The 19374-nt window shown below is 76.9% G+C and carries 18 protein-coding genes and 1 pseudogene; 13 read left to right on the top strand and 6 right to left on the bottom strand.

The features are described 5' to 3' along the window. Nucleotides 1–62: 62 nt before the first annotated feature. A complete protein-coding gene (locus ACI781_RS01400) occupies nucleotides 63–791 on the bottom strand; it encodes a siderophore-interacting protein (RefSeq protein WP_456564278.1) in 729 nt (242 codons plus the stop codon). A 108-nt stretch (nucleotides 792–899) separates the two neighbouring features. Here ACI781_RS01400 and ACI781_RS01395 point away from each other — a divergent pair, with 108 nt between their 5' ends. Genes ACI781_RS01395 through ACI781_RS01370 form a run of 6 tightly spaced genes read left to right on the top strand, consistent with a single transcriptional unit; the run spans nucleotide 900 to nucleotide 8853 of the window. After that, complete coding sequence (locus ACI781_RS01395) at nucleotides 900–2393, top strand: pyridoxal phosphate-dependent decarboxylase family protein (protein ID WP_456564277.1); 1494 nt, start codon at nucleotides 900–902, stop codon at nucleotides 2391–2393. Beyond that, a complete protein-coding gene (locus ACI781_RS01390; RefSeq protein ID WP_456564276.1) occupies nucleotides 2390–3760 on the top strand; it encodes a lysine N(6)-hydroxylase/L-ornithine N(5)-oxygenase family protein in 1371 nt (456 codons plus the stop codon). The genes ACI781_RS01395 and ACI781_RS01390 overlap by 4 nt, the downstream gene beginning before the upstream one ends. A 41-nt stretch (nucleotides 3761–3801) precedes the next feature. Then, nucleotides 3802–4341: a GNAT family N-acetyltransferase gene (locus ACI781_RS01385; RefSeq protein WP_456564275.1), complete on the top strand. Its 540-nt coding sequence runs from the start codon at nucleotides 3802–3804 to the stop codon at nucleotides 4339–4341. Next, the gene (locus ACI781_RS01380; protein ID WP_456564274.1) at nucleotides 4338–6176 is read left to right on the top strand and encodes an IucA/IucC family protein; all 1839 of its coding nucleotides are present in this window, start codon (nucleotides 4338–4340) and stop codon (nucleotides 6174–6176) included. The genes ACI781_RS01385 and ACI781_RS01380 overlap by 4 nt, the downstream gene beginning before the upstream one ends. Next, on the top strand, nucleotides 6173–8269 hold the full coding sequence (locus ACI781_RS01375; protein ID WP_456564273.1) for a penicillin acylase family protein: 2097 nt from the start codon (nucleotides 6173–6175) through the stop codon (nucleotides 8267–8269). The genes ACI781_RS01380 and ACI781_RS01375 overlap by 4 nt, the downstream gene beginning before the upstream one ends. Continuing rightward, complete coding sequence (locus ACI781_RS01370) at nucleotides 8266–8853, top strand: GNAT family N-acetyltransferase (RefSeq protein WP_456564272.1); 588 nt, start codon at nucleotides 8266–8268, stop codon at nucleotides 8851–8853. The genes ACI781_RS01375 and ACI781_RS01370 overlap by 4 nt, the downstream gene beginning before the upstream one ends. A 220-nt stretch (nucleotides 8854–9073) precedes the next feature. Here the strand turns inward: ACI781_RS01370 and ACI781_RS01365 are convergent, their stop codons facing one another. After that, entirely contained in the window at nucleotides 9074–9703 is a 630-nt protein-coding gene (locus ACI781_RS01365) for a TetR/AcrR family transcriptional regulator (RefSeq protein WP_456564271.1), read from the bottom strand. Between the two features lie 61 nt (nucleotides 9704–9764). On the opposite strand from ACI781_RS01365, the gene ACI781_RS01360 reads away from it, so the two are divergent. Both ACI781_RS01360 and ACI781_RS01355 read left to right on the top strand, forming a co-directional pair. Continuing rightward, a complete protein-coding gene (locus ACI781_RS01360; protein WP_456564270.1) occupies nucleotides 9765–10472 on the top strand; it encodes a hemerythrin domain-containing protein in 708 nt (235 codons plus the stop codon). Then, a pseudogene (locus tag ACI781_RS01355) lies at nucleotides 10469–10903 on the top strand (nitroreductase/quinone reductase family protein); the annotation flags it as partial. The gene ACI781_RS01360 and the pseudogene ACI781_RS01355, both read left to right, overlap by 4 nt. A gap of 79 nt (nucleotides 10904–10982) precedes the next feature. Here the strand turns inward: ACI781_RS01355 and ACI781_RS01350 are convergent. Continuing rightward, nucleotides 10983–11315: a tetratricopeptide repeat protein gene (locus ACI781_RS01350; protein WP_456564269.1), complete on the bottom strand. Its 333-nt coding sequence runs from the start codon at nucleotides 11313–11315 to the stop codon at nucleotides 10983–10985. A gap of 121 nt (nucleotides 11316–11436) precedes the next feature. On the opposite strand from ACI781_RS01350, the gene ACI781_RS01345 reads away from it, so the two are divergent. Continuing rightward, the gene (locus tag ACI781_RS01345; RefSeq protein ID WP_456564268.1) at nucleotides 11437–12117 is read left to right on the top strand and encodes a DUF4383 domain-containing protein; all 681 of its coding nucleotides are present in this window, start codon (nucleotides 11437–11439) and stop codon (nucleotides 12115–12117) included. A 37-nt stretch (nucleotides 12118–12154) separates the two neighbouring features. Then, nucleotides 12155–13312: a precorrin-3B synthase gene (cobG, locus tag ACI781_RS01340; RefSeq protein WP_456564267.1), complete on the top strand. Its 1158-nt coding sequence runs from the start codon at nucleotides 12155–12157 to the stop codon at nucleotides 13310–13312. Between the two features lie 81 nt (nucleotides 13313–13393). Here cobG and ACI781_RS01335 read toward each other — a convergent pair whose 3' ends face one another. Beyond that, entirely contained in the window at nucleotides 13394–14575 is a 1182-nt protein-coding gene (locus tag ACI781_RS01335; protein ID WP_456564266.1) for a glucose-1-phosphate adenylyltransferase family protein, read from the bottom strand. Between the two features lie 60 nt (nucleotides 14576–14635). On the opposite strand from ACI781_RS01335, the gene ACI781_RS01330 reads away from it, so the two are divergent. From ACI781_RS01330 to ACI781_RS01320, 3 genes are all read left to right on the top strand, one after another. After that, nucleotides 14636–15256 carry a precorrin-8X methylmutase gene (locus ACI781_RS01330; RefSeq protein ID WP_456564265.1) on the top strand — a complete coding sequence of 207 codons (621 nt, stop codon included), beginning with the start codon at nucleotides 14636–14638 and terminating at the stop codon, nucleotides 15254–15256. Nucleotides 15257–15270: 14 nt separating this feature from the next. Beyond that, nucleotides 15271–16761 (top strand): precorrin-2 C(20)-methyltransferase, encoded by a 1491-nt coding sequence (locus tag ACI781_RS01325; protein WP_456564264.1) that lies wholly within the window; start codon nucleotides 15271–15273, stop codon nucleotides 16759–16761. 92 nt (nucleotides 16762–16853) lie between these two features. After that, a complete protein-coding gene (locus ACI781_RS01320; protein WP_456564263.1) occupies nucleotides 16854–18119 on the top strand; it encodes an MFS transporter in 1266 nt (421 codons plus the stop codon). Here ACI781_RS01320 and ACI781_RS01315 read toward each other — a convergent pair. Continuing rightward, nucleotides 18091–18711: a flavodoxin family protein gene (locus ACI781_RS01315; protein WP_456564262.1), complete on the bottom strand. Its 621-nt coding sequence runs from the start codon at nucleotides 18709–18711 to the stop codon at nucleotides 18091–18093. The two genes, ACI781_RS01320 and ACI781_RS01315, sit on opposite strands and share 29 nt — an antisense overlap. A 29-nt stretch (nucleotides 18712–18740) precedes the next feature. After that, nucleotides 18741–19370, bottom strand: a complete 630-nt coding sequence (locus ACI781_RS01310; RefSeq protein WP_456564261.1) for an HAD hydrolase-like protein — start codon at nucleotides 19368–19370, stop codon at nucleotides 18741–18743. Between the last annotated feature and the right edge of the window lie 4 nt (nucleotides 19371–19374).

Below are 19374 nucleotides of genomic sequence, written 5' to 3'. Positions count from 1 at the left end.
CCGGGGAGGACCCTATTGCAAGGTGTTGGCAACAACGTCCGCCGGGTGGGCGGAGCCGCAGGTCAGGAGCTGCGCCAGTAGCCCAGCGCGCTCACCCGGTCCTTGCCGACCCGGAGCTCGCGGCGCAGGTGCCGGCCGAGGTCGCGGGTGGCGGCGGCCTCGCACGCCACCCAGAACCAGTCCCGGGCGGGATCGGCGCCGCCGGGAGCGGCCCACGCCGCCTGCGCCGCGGCGGTGACCGCCCGCCCCGGGGCGCCGTCGGCGTCGACCCAGACCACCTCCTGGCCGGGCCGCGTGCGGACCGGCAGCTCGCGGTCGGCCGGCGACGCGGCCTCGAGCCAGACGCGGGCGGGCAGCGCGGCGTGCGCGTCCAGCAGCGAGTTCACCGCGGGCAGCGACGCCGGGTCGCCGACCAGGTGCAGCAGCCGAGTCCCGGCCGGCGGGCGCTCGTCGCGGGTGCCCTGCACGGTCGCCTCGATCGTGTCGCCGGGCCGCGCCGCCAGCGACCACCGCGCGGCCGGGCCGTCGTGCAGGGCGAACTCCAGGTCGAAGGTCCCGGCGGCGGGGTCGGGGTCGACGAGCGTGAACGCCCGCTGGTGCGGCCGGCCGCCGTCGGCGAACCACAGCCGGACCCACATGGCCGGGTGCGGCGGGCAGGCCGCGAGCAGCCCGCCGTCGTCCACCCGCACCCTCGCGCACCCCTCCGACACCCGCTCGGCCCCGCGCACGGTCAGGACGAAGTCCTTGCCGCGCAGGGCCCGCAGGACCACGCCCTCCCAGCCGTGCTGCACCGCTGCATCCCTCCGTCCACCTGGGACGACCCCCTGGCCGCCCTCGTCCGCGGCTGTGTAGGGTCCCGCCGCAGTTAGGTGAGGCTAACCTAGTTGAGGGGACCGTCGGTGAGCGAGCACACACCCACTCCGCACCTGTTCTCGGGGGCGACCGTCGACCACTACGCCGCCGTCGTCACCGCCACGCTCGGCGCGCTGGCCGACCGCGTGCGGGTGGTCCGCCGGCCCCGGTCGGGAGCGCCGCAGGACGACCTGGAGGACCTCGTCGCCGGGGTCGACCTGGACGCCCCGCTCGGCGACACCTTCGCCGCGATCAAGGAGACCTCGCGGCTGTACCTGGAGCACGCGGTGTGGTTCCACGAGCCCGGCTACGTCGCGCACCTCAACTGCCCGGTGGCGATCCCGGCGCTGGCCGCGGACCTGCTGGCCTCGGCGGTGAACACCTCCGTGGACACCTACGACCAGTCCACGACCGCGACGCTGATGGAGCGCCGGCTGGTCGCGTGGACCGCCGCCCGCGCGGGCCTGGGTCCCGACGCCGACGGCGTCTTCACGAGCGGCGGCACCCAGTCCAACCTGCAGGCGCTGCTGCTGGCCCGCGACGAGACGCTCGCCCGGCTGCCCGGCGGCGCCCTGCCGGCCGGGGCGCGGCTGCGGGTCCTGGCCACCGGGCAGGCGCACTTCAGCGTGGCCAAGTCCGCCCGCCTGCTGGGCCTGGGCGCCGACGCCGTCGTCCCCGTGGCCACCGACGCCGGCCACCGGATGGACCCGGCCGCGCTGCGCGAGGCCGTCGCCCGGGTGCGCGCCGCCGGCGACGTCGTCATGGCGGTCGTCGCCACCGCCGGCACCACCGACCTCGGCCGGATCGACCCGCTCGCCGCCGTCGCCGACGTCGCCGCCGAGGCCGGGGCGTGGCTGCACGTGGACGCCGCCTACGGGGGCGCGCTGCTGGTCTCCCGCCGGCGCCGGCACCTGCTGGCGGGCGTCGAGCGGGCGGACTCGGTGACCGTCGACTTCCACAAGGGCTTCTTCCAGCCCGTGGCCAGCTCCGCGGTGCTGGTGCGCGACGGCGCCACCCTGCGCCACGTCACCCACCACGCCGCCTACCTCAACCCCCGCGGCGAGCGGGCCCCCAACCAGGTCGACCGCAGCCTGCAGACCACCCGTCGCTTCGACGCCCTCAAGCTCTGGGTGACGCTGCGCGCCATGGGCGCCGACGCCATCGGCGACGCCTTCGACGCCTGCCTGGACCTGGCCGAGCAGGTGCACGCCGAGCTGCGCGCCGACCCCGACCTCGAGGTGCACAGCGCGCCGACGCTGAGCACCGTCCTGTTCCGCTACCGCCCGGCCGGCGCCGGCGGGCCGCTGACGCCGGCCGCCGCCGACGGGCTGGTCGCCGGCATCCGCGAGCGGCTGTTCGACGAGGGCGAGGCGCTGGTCGCCCGCACCGTCGTCGACGGGCGGCCGTGGCTGAAGTTCACCCTGCTGGACCCGGGCACCTCGGTCGCGGACGTGCGGCGGGTGGTCGACCTGGTCCGGGAGGCCGGCGACGAGCTGCTCGGCGTCCCCGCGGCCGCGGCCCGCGAGCAGGTGCTCGCGTGAGCGCGCCGGTGCACGACTTCGTCGCCGTCGGCATCGGGCCGTTCAACCTCGGCCTGGCCGCCCTGACCGCGCCGGTGCCGGACCTGTCGGGGGTCTTCCTCGACGAGCACGAGGAGTTCTCCTGGCACCCGGGGATGCTCATCGAGGGCACGACCCTGCAGGTGCCCTTCCTCGCCGACCTGGTCACGATGGCCGACCCGACGTCGCCCTACTCCTTCCTCGCGTACCTGAAGGAGACCGGGCGGCTGTACCCGTTCTACGTCCGCGAGGACTTCCACCCGCTGCGCGCGGAGTACGACGCCTACTGCCGCTGGGCCGCCGCGCGGCTGCCCGGCCTGCGCTGGGGCCGGCGCGTCGAGCGGGTCGAGCACGAGACGGCCGACGGCGTCTACGCGGTGCACGCCCGCGACGTCCGCACCGGGGCGGTCGAGGTGCACCGCGGCCGGCGGCTCGTCCTCGGGGTCGGCACCGCCCCCGACGTCCCGCCGGCGCTGCGCGACCTGCCGGGACCGGCCTGGCACACGTCGTCCTACCTGCAGCACCGGGAGGAGCTGCAGGCGCTGGGCCACGTGACCGTGGTCGGCAGCGGGCAGAGCGCCGCCGAGGTCTACCTGGACCTGCTCACCGACGCCGGACGGCTGGGGTACCGGGTCGACTGGGTCACGCGGTCGCCGCGGTTCTTCCCGATGGAGGACACCAAGCTGACCCTGGAGATGACCTCCCCGGAGTACCAGCGCTACCACCACGGGTTGCCGATGGCCCGCCGCGACGCCCTCGCCCGCGAGCAGCGCTCCCTCTACAAGGGCATCAGCGCCGGGCTGGTCGCCACCATCCACGACACGCTCTACCGGCTGGGCGCCCGCGGCGAGGTGCCGACGGCGCTGCTGACCGGCGTCGAGGTGGTCGGCGCCGGGTGGGACGCCGGCCGGCGCGAGTACGCGCTGCGGCTGCACCACGCCGACCAGGGGCGGACGGCGACCCGCACGACCCGCGGCCTCGTGCTGGCCACCGGCTACCGGGCCACGGTGCCGGCGTTCCTCGACCCGGTCCGCGACCGCATCCGGTGGGACGCCCGCGGCCGCTACGACGTCACCCTCGACCACGCCGTGGACGTGACCGGCCGGGAGGTCTTCGTGCAGAACGCCGAGGAGCACACCCACGGGCTCACCGCCCCCGACCTCGGGATGGGCGCCCACCGGAACTCGGTGATCGTCAACGCGATGTGCGGCCGGGAGGTGTACCCGGTCGAGCGGCACGTGGCCTACCAGGAGTTCGGGCTCGCCGACGACGCCGCCGACGTCGCCACCGGGGACGCTGCCGGGGCGGTCGCCGACCCGCGGCCGGCCGTGGCCGGGGCGGCCCGGTGAGCGCGGCGAGGCCCTGGACCGTGGGCACCCCGCTGGGCCGCGTGAGCATCGAGCCGCTGGTCGTCGACCGCGACCTGGACCTGCTGCACCCGTGGGTCACCTCCCCCCGGTCGGCCTACTGGCTCATGCAGGGGGCCGGCCGCGACGACGTCCGCGCCGCGTACACCGCGATCACCGCCGACCCCGACCACGACGCGTGGCTCGGCCGCATCGCGGGCGTGCCGGCGTTCCTCACCGAGACCTACGACCCGCGCACCCGCGAGCTGCCCGGCCACTGGGCCGCCGAGCCCGGGGACGTCGGCATGCACGTCCTGGTCGCGCCGCCGGCGGACGGCCTCCCGTCGGTCCCCGGGTTCACCGCCGCGGTGATGGCGGCGGTCGTGCGCTTCTGCCTGGACCGGCCCGGCGCCCGCCGCGTCGTCGTCGAGCCCGACGCGCGCAACACCGCGATCCGCGCGAAGAACCGCGCCGCGGGGTTCGTCGAGCACGGGCCGCTCGACCTCGGGCACAAGACGGCGATGCTCAGCACCTGCACCCCTGCCGCCTTCGCCGCCAGCGAGCTGGGGCGGGTGCTGTCGTGACCGCGACCGCCGAGCGGGCGGAGGCCGCCGGGCACCCGGAGCCGGCCGGGCACCCGGAGCCGGCCGGGCACCTGGAGCCGGCGGCGATGGGCCGGGCGCACCGCCACGTCGTCACCAAGGCGCTGTCGGAGTTCGCCCACGAGCGCCTCGTCACCCCCGAGCCCGCCTCCGACCCCGCCGACGGTCCGGCCGACCCGCTCGGGCGCACCTGGTGGGTGCTGACCACCGCCCCGGGGGTCGCCTACCGCTTCGCCGCCCGGGTGCTGCCGCTGGAGCACTGGGACGTCGACCCGGCCTCGGTCACCCGGACCGTGGACGGCGCCGGCGCGGCGCTGGACGCCCTGGCGCTGGTCGACGAGCTGCAGCACGCCCTCGGGATCCCCGACGCGCTGCTGGGCACCTACCTGGAGGAGGTCAGCGCGACCCTCGCCGGCGCGGCCTGGAAGCTGCACCACCGGCGCGCCGACGCCCGCGAGCTGGCCCGCGCCGACCTGCAGACCGTCGAGCGGTCGATGACCGAGGGCCACCCGGCCTTCGTCGCCAACAACGGCCGGATCGGCTTCGGCCTGGCCGACTCCGCCGCCTATGCGCCCGAGGCGGGCACGCCGGTGCGGCTGGTGTGGGTGGCCGCGCGCCGCGAGCACACCCACCTGGCCCTGGGGGCCGGCCTGGACGAGGCGACCTTCTACGCCGGGCAGCTGGGACCGGAACTGCTCGACCGGTTCGCCGCCCGCCTGCGGTCGCTGGGCCTCGCCCCGGAGGAGTACCTGTACCTGCCCGTGCACCCGTGGCAGTGGGAGCACCGGATCGCGGTGACCTTCGCCGCCGACGTCGGCCGGCGCGACCTCGTGCCGCTGGGCGAGAGCGAGGACCGCTACCAGCCGCAGCAGTCGATCCGCACCCTCTTCGACCTGGACCGGCCCGACCGCCACTACGTGAAGACGGCGCTGGCGATCCAGAACATGGGGTTCCTGCGCGGGCTGTCCCCGGCCTACATGCGGGCGACCCCGGCGATCAACGACTGGGTGGCGCAGGTCGTGGCCGGCGACCCCGAGCTGGCCGGGTTCGGCGTGCTGCGCGAGCTCGCCTCCATCGGCTACACCGGCGACGTCTACCAGCGCATGGCCGCCCGCAGCGTGCGCTCGCCCTACCAGCGGATGGTGGCGGCCCTGTGGCGGGAGAGCCCCGTCCCCCGGCTGGCACCGGGCGAGCGGGCGATGACGATGGCCGCGCTGCTGCACCGCGACGCCGACGGCCGCTCGCTGGTGGCCGGGCTGGTCGCCGACTCGGGCCTGGCCCCGGCCGACTGGCTGCGCCGCTACCTCGACGTCTACCTGCGCCCGGTCGTGCACTGCCTGATCACCCACGACCTGGCGTTCATGCCGCACGGGGAGAACGTGATCCTCGTGCTCGACGGCGCGACGCCGGTGCGGGCGCTGATGAAGGACATCGGCGAGGAGGTCGCGTACTTCGGCGACGCGCCGCTGCCCGCCGGCGTCGAGCGGGTGCGCGTGGACCTGCCTGACGACCAGCGGCTGCTGTCGGTGTTCACCGACGTCTTCGACGGGTTCCTCCGCTACCTGGCGACGGTGCTGGACACCGACGGGCTGCTGGGCGCCGACGAGGTGTGGCGGTGCGTCGCCGACTGCCTGCGCGCCCACCGCGACGCCCACCCGGTCCCGCACCGCCGGTTCGACCTGTTCACCCCCGAGTTCGCGCACTCCTGCCTGAACCGGCTGCAGCTGCGCAACACGCTGCAGATGGTGGACCTGGCCGACCAGGCGTCCTCGCTGCTCTACGCCGGCACGCTGGCCAACCCGGTCGCGGTCCGGTGACCGTCACCCGCGACGCCTGGGGGGTGCCGACGGTCCGCGCCGCGACGCTGGACGGCCTGGCCCGGGAGCAGGGCCGGGTCACCGCCGTCGACCGGGCCTGGCAGCTGGAGGTGGAGCGCTGGCGCAGCGAGGCGACGCTCGCCGCGCACGTCGGCGCGCCCGGGCTGGAGTGGGACACCTTCGCCGCCCGCGCCCGGCTCGACGACACCGCCCGCCGCTGCTTCGACGCCCTCGACCCGGACACCCGGCGCTGGGTCACCGCCTACGCCGACGGCGTCCGCGCGGGCCTGCCCGAGGGGGCGGCGCGCTCCCCCGAGCTGCAGGCGCTCGGGTTCCCCGCCGGCGGGCACGGCGGCTGGCGGCCGTGGACCCCGCTGGGGGTCTTCCTCGTGCACCACGTCCTGTTCGGCTCGCTCGGGTCGAAGGTGTGGCGCGGCCACCTGCTGCGCGTCTTCGGCCCGGGCCTCGGCCGCGACCTGGCCGCCGCCCTGGGACTCGGCCCGCCCGACGGCAGCAACGCCGTCGCGGTGACCGGCTCGCGGACGGCGTCGGGGCTGCCGCTGGTCGCCGGCGACCCGCATCGGCTGCTGGAACGCCCCGGCATCTACCAGCAGGTGCGGCTGGTCGCCACCGACGAGGACGTGGACGTGGTCGGGCTGGCCTTCCCCGGCGTCCCCGGCGTCGCGCACTTCGGCCACACCGGCACCGTCGCCTGGGCGGTGACCAACGCGATGGCCGACCACCAGGACCTCTACCGGGAGCGGCTGCGGCCCGACGGCGACCGGCTGCTCGCGCTGGGGCCCGCCGGCGAGGAGGAGACCGACGTCGCGACGGTGCGGCTGCACGTCCGCGACGGCGAGCCGGTCGACGTGCTGACCGTCGAGACCGCGCGCGGCCCCGTCGTCGTCCCCACCTGGGCGGTGCCCGGCGGCGAGCCGGAGGCGCTCAGCCTCCGCGCGCCCAGCCGGGTCGACGCCGCGCTCGGCTTCGATGCGCTGCCGCGGCTGCTGCGGGCGCGGACCGCGGGCGACGTCGAGGCGGCGCTGGAGTCGTGGGTGGAACCGGTGAACGCGGTGCTCGTCGCGGACGCGGCCGGCGACGTGCGGCAGCTGGTGGCCGGCCGGGTCCCCGACCGGGCCGCGGCCAACCGGTGGCGGCCGGTGCCCGCCTGGGACGCCGTGCACGCCTGGCGCGGCACCTGCCGCCTGCCGGCCGGGCTGCGGGTGACCGACGGCGTGGCCGTGACCGCCAACGACGAGCGACCCGACACCGCGGCGTACGGCTCGGTGTTCGCCCCGCCGCACCGGGCGGAGCGGATCCGCGCGCTGCTGGGCGACCGCACCGGCCTCACCGCCGACGACCTGGCCGCGGTGCTGCTGGACACGGCTGCCCCCGCCGCGGGCCTGCTGGACCTCCTGCGCGCGACGGACCCGCCGGCGCCCGGCACCCCGGCCGCCGCGCTGCGGGACCGGGTGCTGGCCTGGGACGGCCGGATGGACGCCGGCAGCGCCGGGGCGGGTGCGTTCGCGGCCTGGCGCGCGGCGCTGGTGCAGCGGGTGGTCGGGCTGCCGCTGCTCGCCCCGCTCCAGGAGCCGGCCGGCGCGCCCGCGGTGCTGGCGCCGTGGCTCTCGCCGGTCGAGCGCGTGGGCACCGGGCTGGCCGCGCTGCTCGCGGTGCTGCCCGGGCACGGGGTCCACGTCGGCGCGCTGGTGGCCGGGGCGCTGGCCGACGCGACCGCCGCGCCCACGTGGGGGGCGACGCACCGGCTGCGGACCGTGCACTCGCTCGACGGCACGGCCTGGGAGGAGACCGTCGCCCGGGACGCCGACGGCACGCCGCTGGACGGCGACACCGACTGCGTCCGCGCCACGGTCAGCCTGCCCGGCCTCACCGACCTGTGCCTGCGCGGCCCGGTCGCCCGCTACGTCTTCGACCTCGCCGACCGCGACGCCGGCCGCTGGGTGGTGCCGCTCGGCGCCGACGGCGTCCCCGGCCCGCACGCCGAGGACCAGGCGCCGCTGTGGGCCGCCGGGTCGCTCGTCCCCGTCCCGCCGTCCGACCCCGTTCCCGACCGATCCGAGGAGAACCCGTGACCGACGCCCGCCTGCCCGAGGGTGACGCCCCGTTCGGCGACGGCCGCACCCTGACCGTGCGCCGTCTGGACCCCGAGCACGACGCGCCGCTCGTGCACTCCTGGGTCCGCGACGAGCGCGCCCGGTTCTGGGGGATGACCGACCACACCGTCGAGCAGGTGCGCGAGATCTACGGCTTCGTCGACTCGCTGGACACCCACCACGCCTACCTGCTGCACGTCGACGGGACGCCGGTCGCGCTGCTGCAGACCTACGAACCCGAGCACGACCCGGTGGCGGAGGTCTACCCGGTGCAGGACGGCGACCTCGGCGTCCACCTGCTCCTCGCGCCGGCCGACGCGCCGGAGCCGGGCTTCACCGAGCGGCTGGTCGCCGCCCTGGGCGCGGTGGTGCTGCGCGACCCGGCGGTGCGGCGCGTCGTCGTCGAGCCCGACGCCGCCAACGACCGGGCGATCGGCCGCGCCGGCCGCACCGGCTTCGAGCTCGGGCCGGAGGTCGACCTGGAGCACAAGCGCGCCCGGCTGGCCTTCCTCGACCGGGAGGTGCTGGCGGCGCTGGCCCCGGTCCCCGACGCCGTGGGCTGACCCCTCGGGGCCCCTCGGCGGGCGGGCCCCCTGGCGCCCTCGCCCGCACCCCGGCGCCCGCGAGCCCGCCTCACCCCCCGGCCCCCTCACCCCCATGCGCACGACGGCGGTCAACCCGAGCCCGGAGACCGCCGTCATGCGCATCCCGGCGGTCAACCCCTGCCTCAGGACGCCCCACCCCCCACCCCCGGCGCCCCGGCCCGCCCCGGGTCTCGCGCGATCAGCGGAGGAGCAGCCGCTCCAGGGCGTCGGCGAGGAAGTCCGCGTACTGCTCGACGCTCCACCCGCGCACGCCCACGAGGTTGGCGATCGGCGCGTGGGTGAACAGGCCCCACGCGATGTCGGTGGCGCGGTCGACGTCGAGCCCGTCGCGCAGTTCCGGTCCGAGGGAGCCGATCAGCACCCGCTGGTCGGTGTAGCGGCGCCGCTCGTACTCCGCCCAGGCCTCGGCGACCTCCGGGTCACCGGCGGCCGCGGCGGCGAAGACCTGGATCATCGGCACGGTCTGCGGCACGTAGCGCAGGACGAGCTCGCGCACCGCCGCCAGCTTCCCCGCCCGGTCCGGCGCCTCGACCAGCCGGACGAACAGCTCCCGTTGGGCCAGGGGCGCCTCCTCGTCGTCGCCGACGACCGCCCGGTCCACGCAGGCCAGCAGCAGTGACGACTTGGTGCCCTGGCCGAACACCGTCTGCACCGAGACGCCGGCCCGCGCGGCGACGTCCTTCATGGTCGTGGCCGCGTACCCCGCCTCCAGGAAGCAGGCGCCCGCCGCGTCGAGGACGGCGGCCCGCGTGCGCAGCGCCTGCTCGGCCCGCAGCGGCGAGTTGTAGGACCTCTTGCGCTCCGTCATGGATTCACCCTAGCCTGCCGCTGTTCGTTAGAGCGCCACTCTACTCAATAAGGTGAGGACCATGACCGCCACGTTCCCGACCGCCGTCCCGCAGCTGCTGCTCCCGGGCCAGGCCGCCGCCCCCGCGGGTCCCGTCGACATCGCGCCCATGCACCTGATGCACCACGCCTTCCGCCGCGACGTCGACGCCTTCGCCGCCGTGGGACCGACCATCACCGCGGGGGACCGCCGGCGCTGGCGGCGGGTCGCCGGACGCTTCGCGTTCTTCTGCTCGGTGCTGCACCGGCACCACTCCGGCGAGGACCGGGCGATGTGGCCACTGCTGGCCGAGCGCGGCGCCGACCCCGCGGTGCTCGCCGCGCTGGAGGCCGACCACGCGGGCATCGACCCCCTGCTGGACGCGATGCGCGCCGACCTGGACGCCCTGGCCGCCGGCGCGGGCACCGAGGTCCGCGACCGGTTCACCGCCACGGCCGTCGGGCTGCGCGACTCGCTGAAGACCCACCTCGCCCGCGAGGAGAGCGAGGGCATGGCCCTGGTGCAGCAGCACCTCACCCAGGAGGACTGGGAGCGCCTGGACCGCGAGGTGTTCAAGAAGGACTACGCCCCGCGCGAGATCCCGGCGGTGGCCGGCTGGGTCGCCCAGGGCCTGACCGACGACGTCCTGCGCCGGATGCCCGACAGCGGGCCCGTCCTGCTGGCGATCGCCCGGGTCATGGGCCGCCGCGCCGCCCGCCGCGACGCGCGCGTGTTCGGCGGTGCCCGGTGACGACGGCGACGCGCGCCACGCGCCGGGACCGCGCGCTGACCGTCGTCAGCAGGTACGCGGCCAAGGTGCACGTCGGGCTGGTGCGGCGCTCGGGCGGCCGGCTGGTGCGCACCTTCCGCGGCGGGGACCTCCTGCTGCTCTCCCACACGGGGCGGACGTCGGGGCGGACGTACACCACGCCGGCCCTGTTCGTGCGCGACGGGACGGACTACGTCGTGGCCGCGTCCAACGGCGGCATCGACGCCGAGCCGCAGTGGTGGCTGAACCTGCAGGCCGACCCGCGAGGTGCCGTCGAGGTCGGCGGGGTACGTACCGAGGTGCGGGCGAGCCAGGTCGCCGAGGCCGACCGGCAGCGGCTGTGGGACGCCCTCATGGCCCGGTGCGCCACCTACGACGACTACCAGGCCCGCGTCTCCCGGCGGATCTCGCTCGTGCGCCTCACCCCGACCCCCGACGGGGAGGAGCCCACGGGCCCGTGTCCGGCCGGTCACGGGCCCGTGGGTCCGGGGGTCAGCGGGCGGCGCCCAGGGCGTCGGCCAGCCGGTGGTGGACGGCGGCGTCCTCGGCCCGGGACCGCCGCTCGAGGGTGCGGGCCAGGGCGCGGCGGGCCCAGGCGTTGGCCGGGGCCAGCTCCACGAGCCGGCCGAGCGCCTCCTCGGCGCGGGCCAGCTGGGCGGAGGCGAAGTAGCTGCGGGCGAGGAGTTCGAGCGCGGCCTCGTTGGCCGGCTCGGCCTCGACCACCGGGACCAGGATCCGGGCGGCCTCGGTCGGCTGCCCCAGGGAGAGGAACAGGTCCGCGCGCAGGTACTCGGAGTGCAGGTCGAGCTCGAACGGCTGGGTCATGCCCGGACAACACGCCCGGGTGGCGAACAATTTCGTGGCACACGTCCTATCCGGGCGCATCCGGGGTAGGAGGCCCCGCGGAAGGACGGGTGTCGTCCCGAACCACCGCGAGGAGACCGCCATGACCCTGCACCTCTCCCGCCCGCACCGGACCCCGTCGTCGGGAGCCACCGCGCTCACCCCCGGGCAGCGCGTGCCCGTGGTGCACCGCGTCGGCGCCCTGGCGGTGGCCGCCGTGATCGCCGTCTTCGGCGTCCTCGGCTTCCTCAACGGGCTGGACTTCTTCTCCACCGACGGCGACCGCGTCCTCGGGCTGAGCTCCAACGGCCTGCTGTCGACGATCTCGGTGGTCACCGCCGCGGTCCTGGTGGTCGCCGCCTTCCGCAGCCCCCGCACCGCCTCGACGGTGATGATCGTCGTCGGCTCGCTGTTCCTGCTGTCGGCGCTGGCCAACCTCGCCGTCCTGCGCACCGACTGGAACATCCTGGCGTTCCGGTTCGCCAACGTCGTGTTCTCCGTCGTCGCCGGCCTGGTGCTGCTGGTGCTCGGCGCCTACGGCCGGGTCAGCGGCAACCTGCCGGCCGACAGCCCCTACGCCCGGCCGCAGGACGACGAGCCCGAGCCGGTCGACGACTCACCGTCGACGCCGGCGGAGTACGCCGCCGAGCAGGCGATGCGCGACGCCGAGGTCGCCGTCGTCCAGCACCTGGCGACCCCCGACCAGCAGCGCCGGGTGGCCGCGATGGCCGAGGTCCGCGGCAGGGCGGAGCGGCGCCAGGTCTGGATGTCCTTCGACCGCTGACCCGGGGCGGCCGCGGCGACGTAGTCTCGCGGCCGCCATGACCTCCCGCTCCCGTCCCGACGCCTGCCCGGGCGCGCTGCAGACCCACGCCGCCGCCGACGGCGCGCTGGCCCGGGTGCGGGTGCCGGGCGGGCTGCTGTCGGCCGCGCAGCTGCGGGCGCTGGCGGCCGCCGCCCGCGACCTGGGCGACGGCGCGCTGGAGCTGACCAGCCGCGCGAACCTGCAGCTGCGCGGGCTCGCGGCGGGCGCGGAGACCGAGCTGGGCGACCGCCTCGCCGCGGCCGGGCTGCTGCCGAGCGCCACCCACGAGCGGGTGCGCAACGTGCTGGCCAGCGCGCTGTCGGGCCGCACCGCGGGCGGGGTCCTCGACGTCACCCCGTGGGTGGCGGCGCTGGACGCCGGGCTGTGCGCCGACCCCGCCCTGGCCGGCCTGCCCGGCCGCTACCTGGCCACGCTGGACGACGGCCGCGGGGACGTCGCCGGCCTCGGCGGGGACGTCGGCCTGGTCGCGCTCGACGAACGGACGGTGGCGCTGACCCTGGCCGGCGCCGACACCGGGCTGCGCGCCGGCCCGGACGGCGCGGTGGCGCTGGCCCTCGCCGCCACCCGCGCCTTCCTCGCCGAGCGCACCGCCCAGGAGAGCACTGCCTGGCGCCTGGCCGAGCTCGACGACGGCCCGGCCCGCGTCGCCGCCCGGCTCGGAGCCCCCGGCGCCCCGCCCGCGGGAGTGCTCCCGCACGCGTCGGCCTCCCCGGCGGCCGGGGTGCACCCGCAGACGGACGGGCGGACGGCGCTCGTCGCGCTCGTGCCGCTGGGCCGGCTCCCCGCCGGGCAGGCCGAGCTGCTCGCCGACACCGCGACGAGCGGCCTGCAGGTCACACCGGGCCGCGCGGTCGCCGTCCCCGACCTGCCCGACGCCTCGGCGGCCGCCGCGCTGACCGCCGCCGGGCTGGTGCTCGACCCCGGTAGTCCGTGGCTGCAGGTCACCGCCTGCGCCGGGCGGCCCGGCTGCGCGAAGTCGCTGGCCGACGTCCGGGCCGACGCCGCGCACGCCGTCGTCACCGGCACGCTGCCCGCGGGCGGCGCCCGCCAGCACTGGGCCGGGTGCGCGCGCCGCTGCGGCCGGCCGCGCGGCGAGGTCGTCGACGTCGTCGCGAACGGCAGCGGCTACGACCTGGACCCGTCCCGCGGCTGACCCCTCGGGCGGCAGGATGCACCTCGGGCGCTCTGCCACTGCCCACCGGGGCGGGGCAGTGGCAGAGCGCGCACGGCGCGGTCAGTCCTGCTCGGGGTCAGGGAACCGGGCGCCGGCCGGGACCTGCGCCCCGTCGTCGATCCGCACGCCGCGACCGAGCAGCGCGATCTCACCGTCCCCGCCGACCGTGGCGCCCTCCCCGACGTCGACGGCGTCGTCGACCACCGCCCTCGTCACCGTGGCGCCGGCCCGCACCCGCACGCCCGGCAGGAGGACCGAGTCCACGACCGTCGCGCCGCGCTCGACGACGACCCCCGGCGACAGCACCGACCCGCGGACGTCGCCGGAGACCCGCGTGCCCCCGGACAGCAGGCTGTTCTCGATCCGGCCGTCGTCGAGCACCCGGGCCGCGCTGTGCCGGCCGCCGCGGGTGTGCACCGGCCAGCAGCGCTCGTCGAGGTCCAGCGGCGGGTCGTCGGTGAGGAAGTCCTGGTGGGCCTCCCAGTACGCGGTCACCGTGCCGACGTCGCGCCAGTAGCCGGCCAGCGGGTACGCGCGGGCGGCGCCGTCGCGGGTCTGGGCCGGCAGCAGGTGCGTGCCGAGGTCCTCCAGTCCCTCGTCGCCGACCTCGGCGGCGAGCGCCTCCAGCCGGTCGAGGGTCTCCCGCGGGCTGAACACGAAGACCTCGTTGGTCGCCGTCGTCGTCGCCGGCTCGTCGGGCTTGTAGGCGTAGCCGGCGACCCGGCCGTCGTCGGCCACCTCGACGATGCCGTAGCGGGCGGCGTCGTCGGCGGCGACCTCGGTGGTGACCATCGTGACCTCGGCGCCGGAGCCCAGGTGGGCGTCGACGACCTCGCGGTAGTCGAGCCGGTAGACGGCGTCGGAGCTGACGACGACGAGCGCGTCGGGGTCGAACCCGCGGACGTGCTCGGCCTGGCGCCACAGCCCGTCGGCGGTGCCCTCGGTCCACCCGCCGCGCTCGTTGCCCTGGAACGGCGGCAGCAGCATCAGGCCGCCGGTGGTGCGGTCGAGGTCCCACGGCCGGCCGTTGGCCAGGTGCTCGGCGACCGACTGCGGCTGGTACTGCACCGACACCCACACGTCGGCGATGCCCGCGTGCTGGCAGTTGGACAGCGGGAAGTCGATCAGCCGGTACACCCCGGCGAAGGGGACGGCGGGCTTGGCCCGGGTCTCGGTGAGCAGTTCCAGCCGGTTGCCCTTCCCGCCGGCGAGCACGAGCACGAGGACCCTGGGGAGCGCCATGCGGGCGCCCCTACCCGCAGGCGACGGGGCGCCGAACCCCACGACGTAGCCTGCTGGCCGATGTACGCCTACGAGAAGGACGGCGCCGAGATCTACCGGCAGTCGTTCGCCACGATCCGCGCCGAGGCCGACCTGGCCGCTCTCCCCGAGGACGTCTCCCGGGTCGTCGTGCGGATGATCCACGCCTGCGGGCAGGTCGACCTGGTGCCCGACGTCGCCTTCTCCCCCGCCGTCGTCTCCCGCGCCCGGGCCGCCCTGGACGCCGGCGCCCCGGTGCTGTGCGACGCCCGCATGGTGGCCTCCGGCATCACCCGCGCGCGGCTGCCGCGGGACAACGAGGTGGTGTGCACGCTGGGTGACCCGCGGGTGCCCGCGCTCGCGCAGGAGCTCGGCACCACCCGCACCGCGGCCGCGCTCGAGCTGTGGCGCGACCGGCTCGAGGGTGCCGTCGTGGCGATCGGCAACGCCCCCACCGCGCTGTTCCACCTGCTGGAGATGGTGGAGGCCGGCGCGCCCCGGCCGGCCGCCGTCCTCGGCATCCCGGTCGGCTTCATCGGCGCCGCCGAGTCCAAGGACGCGCTGGCCGCCACCGACCTGGAGCACCTGGTGGTGCGCGGCCGGCGCGGCGGCAGCGCGATGACCGCGGCCGCCGTCAACGCGATCGCGAGCGACGCGGAATGAGCGGACAGGGTGCGGTGAGCGGGCGTCTCTACGGGGTCGGGCTCGGGCCCGGCGACCCGGAGCTGGTCACCGTCAAGGCGGCCCGGCTGATCGGCGCCGCCGACGTCGTCGCCTTCCACGCCGCGCAGCACGGCCGGTCGGTCGCCCGCGCGCTGGCCGCCCCCTACCTGCGCGAGGGCCAGGTCGAGGAGCTGCTGGTCTACCCGGTCACCACCGAGACCACCGACCACCCCGGCGGCTACCAGGGCGCCATCGACGAGTTCTACGAGGCGGCCGCCGCCCGGCTCGCCGCCCACCTGGACGCCGGGCGCGACGTCGTCGTCCTCGCCGAGGGCGACCCGTTCTTCTACGGCTCCTACATGCACATGCACAAGCGGCTGGCGCACCGGTACCCGACCGAGGTCGTCCCCGGCGTGACCAGCGTCAGCGGCGCCGCGGCGGTCACCGGCCGGCCGCTGGTCGAGCGCGACGAGGTGCTCACCGTGCTGCCCGGCACGTTGCCCACCGACGAGCTGGCCGAGTGGCTGGCGACCACCGACTCGGCGGCGGTGATGAAGCTCGGGCGGACCTTCCGCTCCGTGCGCGACGCCTTCGACGCGGCCGGGGTGCTCGACCGCGCGCTCTACGTCGAGCGGGCCACCACCGACCGGCAGCGCACGATGCCGCTGGCCGAGGTCGCCCCCGAGACCGTCCCCTACTTCTCCCTCGCCCTGCTGCCCAGCCCGCTGACCGAGCCGGCGCCCGGCCCCGAGCAGCACGACGACGCGCTGCCGCGGACCGGCGAGGTCGTCGTGGTCGGCCTGGGCCCGGGCCAGCGCTCCTGGACGACGCCCGAGGTCGCCGCGGCGCTGGCGGCCGCCGACGACCTCGTCGGGTACGGCCCCTACCTGGACCGGGTCGCGGCCAACCCGCGGCAGACCCGCCACGCCAGTGACAACCGCGTCGAGGCCGAGCGGGCCGCGCACGCCCTGGAGCTGGCCCGCTCCGGGCGCCGGGTCGCCGTCGTCTCCAGCGGCGACCCCGGCGTCTTCGCGATGGCCGCCGCGGTGCTGGAGGTCGCCGAGCGCCCGGAGTACGACGGCGTCGCGGTCCGCGTGCTGCCCGGGCTGACCGCCGCGCAGGCCGTCGCCTCCCGCGTGGGCGCGCCGCTGGGCCACGACTTCGCGGTCGTCAGCCTGTCCGACGTCCTCAAGCCGTGGGACGTCGTCCTGGACCGGCTGCGGCACGCGGCGCAGGCCGACCTCGTGCTGGCGCTGTACAACCCGCGGTCCAAGGCGCGCCCGCACCAGCTGGGCGAGGCGCTCGCGGCGCTGCTGGAGGTCCGCGACGCCGGCACGGTCGTGGTGGTGGGCCGGGACGTCGGCGGGCCGCAGGAGAGCGTGCGGGTGACGACGCTCGGCGAGCTGGACCCCGAGACGGTCGACATGCGCTGCCTGGTGCTCGTCGGCTCCTCCCGCACCCGGGTCGGCCCGAACGGCGCCGTCTACACCCCGCGCACCTACTGACCCCTCCCGGTGCGGGACCGCGGTCCTGCACCGGGACCGGGGACACGCCCGGGGCGGGAATGCGGCCGAGGTCGTTCCCCTTGCGAACGGTCGTGCCCCTCCCCACGCTCCCGCGCACACCCGCGTTCTGGACGGCGGCGGGCCTGCTGCTGCTCGCGCTGGCCGCCTCGGGGGTGCCGACGCCGCTGTACCGGGTGTACGCCGAGCGCTTCGGCTTCGGGCCCGGCACGCTGACGGTGGTCTTCGGGATCTACGCGTTCGCGCTGCTCGCCGCGCTGCTGGTGGTGGGCGGCCTGTCCGACCACGTGGGCCGCCGCCCGGTGCTCGCCGGGGGGCTGCTGCTCATGGCGGTCGCGATGGTGCTGTTCCTCGCCGCGGACGGCGTCGGCTGGCTGCTGGTCGCGCGGGTGGTGCAGGGCGTGTCCATGGGCGGGCTGACCGGCACGCTCGGGGCGGCGCTGCTGGACTCCCAGCGCGCGGACCGCCCGCTCGGGGCGCTGGTCAACAGCGCGGCACCGGGGCTCGGGCTGTCCCTCGGGGCCGTCGGCGCCGGTCTGGTGGTCGAGTACGTCGCCGAGCCGACCCGCTGGGTGTTCGCCGTCCTCACGGTCGCGCTGGTGCTGGCCGCCGCGTGCGTGCTCCTGCTCCCCGAGACCTCGCCGCGCGCCCCGGGCGCGCTCGCCTCCCTGCGACCCTCGGTGCGGGTCCCCCGGCCGCAGCGGCCCGGCTTCCTGCTGGCCCTGCCGGTCATGGTGGCCGCCTGGGCGCTGGGCGGGCTGTACCTCTCCCTGGGCCCGTCGCTCACCGCGACCGTGTTCGGCATCGACGACCACCTGGTCGGCAGCCTGCTGGTGCTGGCCATGCAGGGGTCGGCCGCGGTCGGCGCGGTGCTCGGCCGGCCGCTGGCGCCGGAGGGCGCGATGGTCGGCGGCGCGCTGGCGTTCGCGGCCGGCGTGCTCGGCACGATCGCCGCGCTGGTCACCGGCTCCGTCGCGGTCCTGTTCGTCTCCGCGGTCGTCTCCGGGATCGGCTTCGGCATGGCGTTCCTCGGCGCGGTCGCCGTCATCACCGCCGGCGTGTCCCCGGCCGAGCGGGCCGGGCTGCTGTCGGCGGTGTTCGTCGTCGGCTACCTGAGCTTCAGCATCCCGGCGATCGTCGCGGGCACGGTCTCCTCCTCGGTCGGGCTGGAGACGGTCGCCGAGGTGTACGCCGCCGTGCTCGTGGTCCTGGCGCTGGGTGCGGTCGCCGGGGTGCGGCTGCGCCGGCGGTCCCTGCGACGGGCGGGCGGGGAGGCCGACGCCCCCGAGCCCGCCCGCCGGCTGGCCACGGTCAGCTCGACGGGTACGGGGTCGCCCTGAGCGCCCGCGCCAGGTGCGCGGCGTTCTCGGCGAGCGTGGCCGTCGTCGAGGCCACCGCCTCCGGGGTCTCGTCGAGGTCCAGGTAGTCGCGGCTGCCCATCGCCTCGTCGTTCCAGTAGGTGCCGCCCTGCGCGGGGATCGTGAACCCGATGTCGTTGAGCCCCTGCATGAGGTCGGCGGTGATCTTGTGGGCGCCGTCCTCGTTGCCGACGACGGCGGTGACCGCGACCTTGCCGGTGACCAGCGGGCGGCCCGAGTCGTCGGTCTCCGACAGCTCGCCGTCCAGCCGCTCCAGCACCCGTTGCGCGACGCTGCTCATGTGCCCGACCCAGGTGGGCGTGGAGACGACGAGGATGTCGGCGGCCATCATCCGCTCGCGGATCGCCGGCCACGCGTCGCCGTCGCCCATGTCCACCTCGACGCCGGGCTTCACGTCGTGGTCGACGACGCGGACGACGTCGCCGCTCACCCCGTGCGCGGCGAGGGCGTCGAGCACCTCGCGGGCGATCTTCTCGCTGCTGGAGGGCTTCGGCGACGGCGAGAGGGTGCAGACGAGGGCGAGGGCGGACAGCGGCGGCGCGGTCTCGGTCATGACCGCCTCCTGCCCGATCCGGTTGGGCGTCACACGTCGCCGAGCAGTGCCCTGACCTGGGCCGGGGTGCTCGCCACGGCCACGGCGCCGGCCGCGCGCAGCTCGTCGGGTGTCGGGCCCCAGCCCGCGCCGATGCACGGCAGCCCGTGCGCCGCGGCGCCCAGCACGTCGTGCTCCCGGTCGCCGACGAGCACCGGCGCCCGCCCGCCGGGGTGGGCCGCCAGCGCCGCGGCGACCACCTGGTCCTTGTGCCGGACCAGGCCGTCGAGGGTGGCCCCGTGCACCGAGGCGAAGGCCCCGAGCAGCCCGGTGTGCTCGAGCACCCGGACGGCGAACGGCTCGGGCTTGCTGGTGGCGACCGCCAGGACCGCGCCGGCCTCCCGCAGGCCGGCCAGCAGCTCCCGGACGCCGTCGTACACGGTGACGTCGAGCAGCGCCCCGGCGGCGTAGTGCGCCCGGTAGGCCGCGACCGCCCGCGGGACGTCGTCCGGGGCGACGCCGAGCACGATCGCGAACCCGTCCTGCAGCGGCGGGCCGACCATCGCGCGCAGCTGCGCCGGCGTCGGCTCCGGCAGGCCCAGTGCCTCCGCCGCCACCCGCACCGACGCCCAGATGCCCGGCGTGGAGTCGACCAGGGTGCCGTCGAGGTCGAACAGCACCAGC

Source organism: Blastococcus sp. SYSU D00695 (assembly GCF_054050555.1).
Note: the sequence above shows the minus strand (reverse complement) of the source record. Positions and strands in the feature narration are given on the sequence as shown.